The sequence below is a fragment of the Coriobacteriia bacterium genome, from assembly GCA_034370385.1.
GTDB lineage: Bacteria > Actinomycetota > Coriobacteriia > Anaerosomatales > PHET01 > JAXMKZ01.
This window is the reverse complement of the sequence record JAXMKZ010000065.1, coordinates 1-6,227: the sequence shown is the minus strand read 5'-3', so window position 1 is coordinate 6,227 and position 6,227 is coordinate 1. Positions and strand designations below refer to the sequence as shown.

The 6,227-nt window shown below is 60.5% G+C and carries 12 protein-coding genes; all 12 read left to right on the top strand.

The features are described from left to right. Nucleotides 1–446: 446 nt before the first annotated feature. The 12 genes from U1E26_12830 (at nt 447) to U1E26_12775 (ending at nt 5,678) form a co-directional block, all read left to right on the top strand. Entirely contained in the window at nt 447–1,169 is a 723-nt protein-coding gene (locus U1E26_12830) for a hypothetical protein (protein MDZ4170517.1), read from the top strand. Nucleotides 1,170–1,331: 162 nt separating this feature from the next. Further along, the gene (locus U1E26_12825; protein MDZ4170516.1) at nt 1,332–1,472 is read left to right on the top strand and encodes a hypothetical protein; all 141 of its coding nucleotides are present in this window, start codon (nt 1,332–1,334) and stop codon (nt 1,470–1,472) included. Nucleotides 1,473–1,482: 10 nt separating this feature from the next. Further along, nucleotides 1,483–1,797 carry a hypothetical protein gene (locus tag U1E26_12820; GenBank protein ID MDZ4170515.1) on the top strand — a complete coding sequence of 105 codons (315 nt, stop codon included), beginning with the start codon at nt 1,483–1,485 and terminating at the stop codon, nt 1,795–1,797. A 15-nt stretch (nt 1,798–1,812) separates the two neighbouring features. Continuing rightward, nucleotides 1,813–1,995 (top strand): hypothetical protein, encoded by a 183-nt coding sequence (locus U1E26_12815; GenBank protein MDZ4170514.1) that lies wholly within the window; start codon nt 1,813–1,815, stop codon nt 1,993–1,995. 50 nt (nt 1,996–2,045) lie between these two features. Continuing rightward, entirely contained in the window at nt 2,046–2,192 is a 147-nt protein-coding gene (locus U1E26_12810) for a hypothetical protein (GenBank protein ID MDZ4170513.1), read from the top strand. 144 nt (nt 2,193–2,336) lie between these two features. Then, on the top strand, nt 2,337–2,483 hold the full coding sequence (locus U1E26_12805) for a hypothetical protein (protein ID MDZ4170512.1): 147 nt from the start codon (nt 2,337–2,339) through the stop codon (nt 2,481–2,483). Next, complete coding sequence (locus tag U1E26_12800; protein ID MDZ4170511.1) at nt 2,480–3,571, top strand: hypothetical protein; 1,092 nt, start codon at nt 2,480–2,482, stop codon at nt 3,569–3,571. Before U1E26_12805 ends, U1E26_12800 begins: the two co-directional genes overlap by 4 nt. A gap of 3 nt (nt 3,572–3,574) precedes the next feature. Then, a complete protein-coding gene (locus U1E26_12795; protein MDZ4170510.1) occupies nt 3,575–3,760 on the top strand; it encodes a hypothetical protein in 186 nt (61 codons plus the stop codon). A gap of 3 nt (nt 3,761–3,763) precedes the next feature. Continuing rightward, nucleotides 3,764–4,096: a hypothetical protein gene (locus U1E26_12790; protein MDZ4170509.1), complete on the top strand. Its 333-nt coding sequence runs from the start codon at nt 3,764–3,766 to the stop codon at nt 4,094–4,096. 22 nt (nt 4,097–4,118) lie between these two features. Then, nucleotides 4,119–4,985: a hypothetical protein gene (locus U1E26_12785; protein MDZ4170508.1), complete on the top strand. Its 867-nt coding sequence runs from the start codon at nt 4,119–4,121 to the stop codon at nt 4,983–4,985. After that, entirely contained in the window at nt 4,982–5,269 is a 288-nt protein-coding gene (locus U1E26_12780; protein ID MDZ4170507.1) for a hypothetical protein, read from the top strand. Before U1E26_12785 ends, U1E26_12780 begins: the two co-directional genes overlap by 4 nt. A gap of 70 nt (nt 5,270–5,339) precedes the next feature. Continuing rightward, nucleotides 5,340–5,678 carry a hypothetical protein gene (locus tag U1E26_12775; GenBank protein MDZ4170506.1) on the top strand — a complete coding sequence of 113 codons (339 nt, stop codon included), beginning with the start codon at nt 5,340–5,342 and terminating at the stop codon, nt 5,676–5,678. Nucleotides 5,679–6,227 lie beyond the last annotated feature (549 nt).

Here is a 6,227-nt window from a genome sequence, read left to right as displayed (position 1 = left end):
TCCTGCCGGTCCCGAGACTCACCGGACCGAAAGTAGGACAGGACTGACCGTTAGGGCCAGTCCTGTCCGGATCCGCTCGATCTTCCGTCCCGAAACTCTCTCTCAAGTCTCGAGTAGTGGACGCCGATAGTGAATAAGTGCATCCTAGAGAGCAGAATCCGACTGAAGGGGTTGATTCGAGTGTGTGATCCAGGTGCTAGCCGTCTCGATTATGAGCGATGCCCGTGGGGCCCGTGCTTCTCGTCTCTATGTCAACAACACGGGTCTCTAGACTGCCGCGATCACTACTCCTGCAAGTGTTGCCGGTGTCAGAATCTCATCGAAGAGTCGCCCGGGAGATTCGGGTGCAGTGAATACATCGGTCTAACGGCGGACCACCACATCTATCTCAACTCCCGCTCGATCCGTGACTTCGCGTGTCCAGCCTTCGTGCCAAAAGCGGCGTGATGAGGAAGCCAACACATCTGTTCTCGATCGGAGTGTTCTTTCTGATCGCTCTCGCCCTTGGAGGACTGGCTTTCCCGTCTGACGCGGTAGCGGCGACGTACTCGGATAAAGGGTATTTCACGGTGACGCAGTCTCCGGGGTCGTTCACGGTAATACGTCAGGATTCGGTGCTTCCTGTCGCGGCTGCGACAAAAAACATGACGGTTTGTTTGTACTACGCTTGGCAATACGATTCATCGCAGTGGTGGACGCAGAGAGCTTTCTACGCGGATGGCTCAAAGTACTCACAGAACAGCAATCTGGTCGTGTGGAATGGCGTCAAGTCGATCACGATTCCGCTGGATCCTGCTTATGTGATGTACTTCGTGAACGTCCAGGTAACTGATGGTACGGATGTCTGGATCTGCGAACATGTGTTGACTAACGGCGAGGCGACGATAAGGCTGCGGACGTTGGATGCCAGAAGTGTCCGCCTCGGTGAACTGGGCTCGATCGCGGCGACCGCCACGAAATTAGGCTCTGAGTTGCCCGTGGCGCTCTCAGAACCGATTGATGTGACCTTGGACACTTCTGCTACCGTGTCGATACCTGAGACACTCACGGTCGCTGTCGCGAGTGTCGGCGAGCTGGATGCATCCGCGCTTGAGGCCGCGGCCGGAATCTCAATCGTGGGCGTCGGGTTTCTGATCGGTGCCGCGATCGTGTCCGGGCGATCATCGTGAAAGACGCAGTGCAGCTATTCGTGCTCAGCATTATTGCGATCGCGATCGTGGTCTTCCTTGTCCAGGCGGTGCGAAGATGAGCGCGATAGACGTTGTCGCCGTCGCGGTGGTGGGGTTGTGGGTGCCGGTGTTGTTGAGCGTGCTGTCGGGGAGGCGGAAACGGTGACGGTCCAGGACTTGATCACGGCAATGGACGGCTACAGTGAGGTTCTGCTGGTGCTCGTGTCGGTCGGCGTGCTGCTCGGCATCTTGGACTTCGTCGTAGGCTCGTTCGCCCGGCTCGGCGATCGCTATGGACAGTGAGGATCTAGCGATGTTGGATTATTCATATGCAGAGGTCGCCGCCTCAGCGACAAAGTGGTTCACGACGCTCTCGCCGATAATCAAGATCCTTTGTGGTCTCTTCCTCTTCTTCATGATCGGGGACTGGCTACTGGGGCTCACGCCATCGGGGAGAGCATCGGGAGAGTCGATCGGCCACGGCCCCTTCAAACGGCGCATGCCCGGGAAATCCCTTGGTCCCCTCCCAGGCTGGCGCGGGGAGGACTATCACACTACGAACTCATGGGCGGATCTTGAGGATCATGCCCGGAGTGTCAACGGATGGACGGGCGAAGACGATGCCTAGAGGGGAGGTTAGGCCGTGCTTAATTCTTTGACCGCGACCGGCGTCGTAGGCAGTGCTACCACGTGGGGTAGCGAGATCTCGACTCCCCTCATTGTGATCATCGGCTTCACGGTGGCGCTTCTCGTCGCCGGGTGGGCGATCGCGAGGTTCCGGAGGGGCGGAGGCAAAGGCTCCCGGCGCCGCAAGCGCAAGAAGTGACACGTTTTCCCCTACGGGCCCTACGGAGAGACTGAAGGGAGGAATGCACGATGTTGAGTGGACTTACTGCCACAGCGATTATCGCGTCAGCTACGACGTTCTACTCCGAGATCAACACGGTGGTGCTCGTCGTGGTCGGTTTCAGTGTCGCCCTGCTCGTTGCCGGGTGGGCGATCTCGAAGTTCCGCCGCGGCTAGTGCTTTTGTCCCAGAGCCCTCCGCCCCGCTTGCCGGACTTGACCCTACCGGCTGGCGGGCGGGAGGGCTCTGGGACACGGGTACTCTTCGGTCCCCCCGCCCCCCGTAGGGGGGCGGGGGGACCACCGAAAGGATGTGTACAGCGTGGGTTTTGAAACCGCGGTCAACGCGATGGTCAATGGAGCGATCTCCAACGCGACGCTATTGCTTTCTGACTTCAAAGGCGTGATAGCGCTCTTCGTCGGCGTGACGGTTCTTGGTGTCATCGTAGGATGGTTCTTGACCCGATGAGCTATATACAACTGCAACTAGCGGCGTGCGCACTCTGGACAGCGCTCGCGCTCTTCTACAGTCCCGTGCCGGTACTCGCCCAATGGACGAACGTCAAGCCAGCGGGCACCGTCGCGACCGACACGGTGCAACCGCGATTGGTCGCGTCGTTCGACCCACAGGACTCGATAGGCTGGTCTTTCCAGCGGACCCGGCGCCTCCAGCGAGGCTCCTACTCCGCCTACGTAGGGACGGCTGAGTACTTCCGTGACCCGTGTGGAGAGGCGGCAGTCACGGTCGGGATCAACTTCCCGGCTTATTCGATCGTGTCCGTCGGGGCGATCTGGGTGATCCCCAGCGATCTACAACTGGATCCCGGTGAATATTGTCTACCAAGGTATGCCCCGACCGGGTCACTGCTCCTGAAGAACGGGGCCGCGACTCTCTATAGTGGCGGCTTCGGCCTTCAGAACTGGAACATCGCGTGCCCTCGGTTCGACCCGAACGCGACAATCAACAACGAGCTCTACACGGGATCGGTGCCGCTCCCGAGCAGGGCATGCCGTCTCTTCTACGGGCGGATGGTTTCCGCCTACTGGGACGGGTCCGTTGTCAAATGGCGCATCCAGGAGCGTTATTCACTTCTTGGGACAGGCCTGGGTGTGAAGAGCCGAGACGCGACCGGCACCGCTGGCACGGTGACGATCCAGTATTCGAGCACGCTCACTGGCGACCGATGGGCGGACTTCAAACGCGCCACAACGGGGATCTTCTCGCTCAACAACGGGGACGCTGACGGGTGGGTAGACTTCCAAACGCTCGCGACGGGTCTTTCAATCGTCTCGACGGACATATGGGACGTGGCCCCGCTGGCTAACGGCACACAATCCGCGACGCTAGACGAGTATGCGCTGCCGGTGCCCTATTACCCGGACGACAGATCGGACGAGGACAAGGCTAAGGACGCACTGCCGGGGTGGCTGTCGGCGCTCGTGCCATCCGGATCCCTCTCTTGGGTCAACGGCAAGTTCGGTGAACTCAAGGATCGCGTCTACGGCATCGTGTCTACGTTCTTCTGGTGGATGACCGAGTTTGGGAAGTGGGCGTAGCTTATGGCTCCCACGATCCCGATCGGCGAGCTCGCGACGTGGAATGCGCTTTGGGCGGGCGTCAAAGCGTTGTTCGACGGGGTCGGGATACCCCTCATGCGTGACACGTACCTGGGCTACCTCATCATCGCGCTGATGTTGATCGGGATCTCAAGGTTCCTCTGGGGTTGGGCGAAGAAGGGCTGGTAAACAATGGATGTGTGGAAGGTGGTCATAATCCTGCTCGTGGTCGCGCTCGTGCTGATCTTTGTGGGCAAGATCACGGGTGTGATCACGAACGCGGGCACCGGGTCGACGGCGCTCACCGTACTCAACACGCCGGGTAAGACTTCTACGGGGGTGCCCGCCGACTGGTCGCCGGTGTCCGTTGGGTCAGAACTATTCGCGGGACTCTTCGGCACGTGGCTGCTTGCCGACGGCGTCGTCTTTGATATCTGGGGCGCGATGATCGCCGCTTTCCTCAGCGCGCTGGTCGTGCTGGGTGCCGCTCTCGCGATCCGCTTCATCACTAAAGTGGTGGGTTAGGATGCTAGGGGTCAGTAGAGACGTGATGCTGGCGACCGGCGGCATCACGGCCGGGTTCGTTCTCTGCGTCGTCGCGATGGCGCGATGGCGCGGGTCCGGCGTCGACGCAAACGCGTCCGAGAGACTCGACTACTGGCGCTGGCTGTACAGGCGTCGGCAATGGTGGTTCCTGCGCGTGATCCCCACCGAGTATGAGACGGTCCTTTTCCTCGGTCTGCCCGGTGTCGGAAAGACGACATTTGGCGCGGATCACGTGATCCGGCTCATGCGACGCGGCGTAAGGGTCTACGCCAACGTGTATATGCGCGACACGTACACCGGCCTCGAGGCGCGGCCGGTCCTCACGTGGATCGACGTCATGCGGGCGTCCGTGGAAGCACTTGAGGACGGCATCACGGCCGTGATCTATCTCGCCGAGATCAACATGATGTGTGACGCGCGAGACTGGCAAAAGTCGTCGCGCTGGTGGACGGAGTTCATGCAGCAGCGGCGCCATATGGGCATCGGCCTCGTCGGTGACACTCAGAATCTCGCCCAGGTCGAAAAACGCCTGAGGCTGTTGGTCGGCCGGGTCGTGCAGATCCGCCCTACATGGTTACGGTCCGTGTGGCGCCGGTGGCCGGTGTTCATGGCTCGACACGTGGATCTACAACTCACCGAGGATCCGGCGCAATGGTTGCCGCCTGGCCGGGAGCGCCGAGTCTGGCAGTACTCGCACGCGTTCCACGGGCACGGCTCATGGCAACTGCTCGCCGGACAGGATTTCGGCGACCTCGACACACCGGAAGCCCAGGTGGAAATCGCCGCACTCAGGCAACGAGCTCTAGCGCTCAATGAGATCGCGCATCTACCGGCTTTCACCGACGACGAAGAAGGAGGATCCACATGACCGACCTCGAGCGGTTAGCCGCACGCATCAAGCAGCGAAAATGCCGGGGCACGGTGGACCATCGCCCCAACAACTACGGCGACCGGGTGGTAATCGACCTCAAGAGTCTGCGGCGCCGACTTAGCGTCAACTATTGCTCTCTGGCAACCTTCGCCACGGACGCGGGTCTGTCTCGCTCCTACGTCTATAAACTGCTCGAGCGAAACACCGGGCAAGCGGCGAGCTTCTCGGCCGAGAAGCTCGCCGGCGCTCTAGAAGTGGATCTGCGCGACCTATTACTCTGACCACAAGGATTCCAAGGGCTTAGAAACGATCGTGTGACGTCGTTTTCGAGAAAGCGGATGGGGTGGCGTTATGAGGATCAACTGGTGGGGACTTGGTCGCCGAGTCGGACGATGGGCAGGGTATTACGCGCTCGTGTTCCTCGGCTGGTTACTACACGCGGCATCGCTCGCGGGAGTGAGATCGCAAGAGTTCGACACCGCTCAAGGCTTCGGCGTGCTGCTTGTCGCCGTGTGGTGCGCGAGTGTCCTGCTCTCGTGGATCCTCGAGCATCGCGATCGAGACGCGCTATCAGACCTGCTCGAGGCCATAGACGATCTGGCGAGGATCAACACCGTCGAGCAGTCTCTTTACGTGTGCGCGCTCCGATTGCGCTACGGGCAGGTCGCCTCCCGCGAGCTGACCTCGTGAGAGCGCGGTCGCCGCTGGCCCAGGCCAAGATCGACGACGCTCGACACCGGGCCCACATGGTGTTACGCCGAGCGGCCGCACGCCGGACCACACGAGCAATCAGGCAGCGCGTCCGAAGACGCCTCAAACGGTAGTGATCAGCAGCCCTCCGGCTAGCTAGCCGGAGGGCTTGTTTGGTTTTTGAGGGTGAATTGCATAGAACTGGTGAATTATTCATCCCTACGCTTTGCAAGCGAGGAAACCGGCCGTTAGAGGGTGGCGGGAAGCTGGATTATGCAGTTTCCAGAAACTCCCAGAAGATAAGCGCCGTCGCAGGGCTCGTAAGAGCCGCCAGACACGTCGAAACCCCGGTAAAGCTGCACCTGGGCGGGTGGTGCGCCGAACAAGCGCACAGAACGACGTGTGTCCTCCTGCCGGTCCCGAGACTCACCGGACCGAAAGTAGGACAGGACTGACCGTTAGGGCCAGTCCTGTCCGGATCCGCTCGATCTTCCGTCCCGAAACTCTCTCTCAAGTCTCGAGTAGTGGACGCCGATAGTGAATAAGTGC

Excerpts from the sequence above, each read along its gene's own strand:
- U1E26_12830 (MDZ4170517.1), top strand. The coding sequence starts at position 447 with ATGAGGAAGCCAACACATCTGTTCTCGATCGGAGTGTTCTTTCTGATC.
- U1E26_12820 (MDZ4170515.1), top strand. The coding sequence starts at position 1,483 with ATGTTGGATTATTCATATGCAGAGGTCGCCGCCTCAGCGACAAAGTGG.
- U1E26_12810 (MDZ4170513.1), top strand. The coding sequence starts at position 2,046 with ATGTTGAGTGGACTTACTGCCACAGCGATTATCGCGTCAGCTACGACG.
- U1E26_12800 (MDZ4170511.1), top strand. The coding sequence starts at position 2,480 with ATGAGCTATATACAACTGCAACTAGCGGCGTGCGCACTCTGGACAGCG.
- U1E26_12795 (MDZ4170510.1), top strand. The coding sequence starts at position 3,575 with ATGGCTCCCACGATCCCGATCGGCGAGCTCGCGACGTGGAATGCGCTT.
- U1E26_12790 (MDZ4170509.1), top strand. The coding sequence starts at position 3,764 with ATGGATGTGTGGAAGGTGGTCATAATCCTGCTCGTGGTCGCGCTCGTG.
- U1E26_12780 (MDZ4170507.1), top strand. The coding sequence starts at position 4,982 with ATGACCGACCTCGAGCGGTTAGCCGCACGCATCAAGCAGCGAAAATGC.
- U1E26_12775 (MDZ4170506.1), top strand. The coding sequence starts at position 5,340 with ATGAGGATCAACTGGTGGGGACTTGGTCGCCGAGTCGGACGATGGGCA.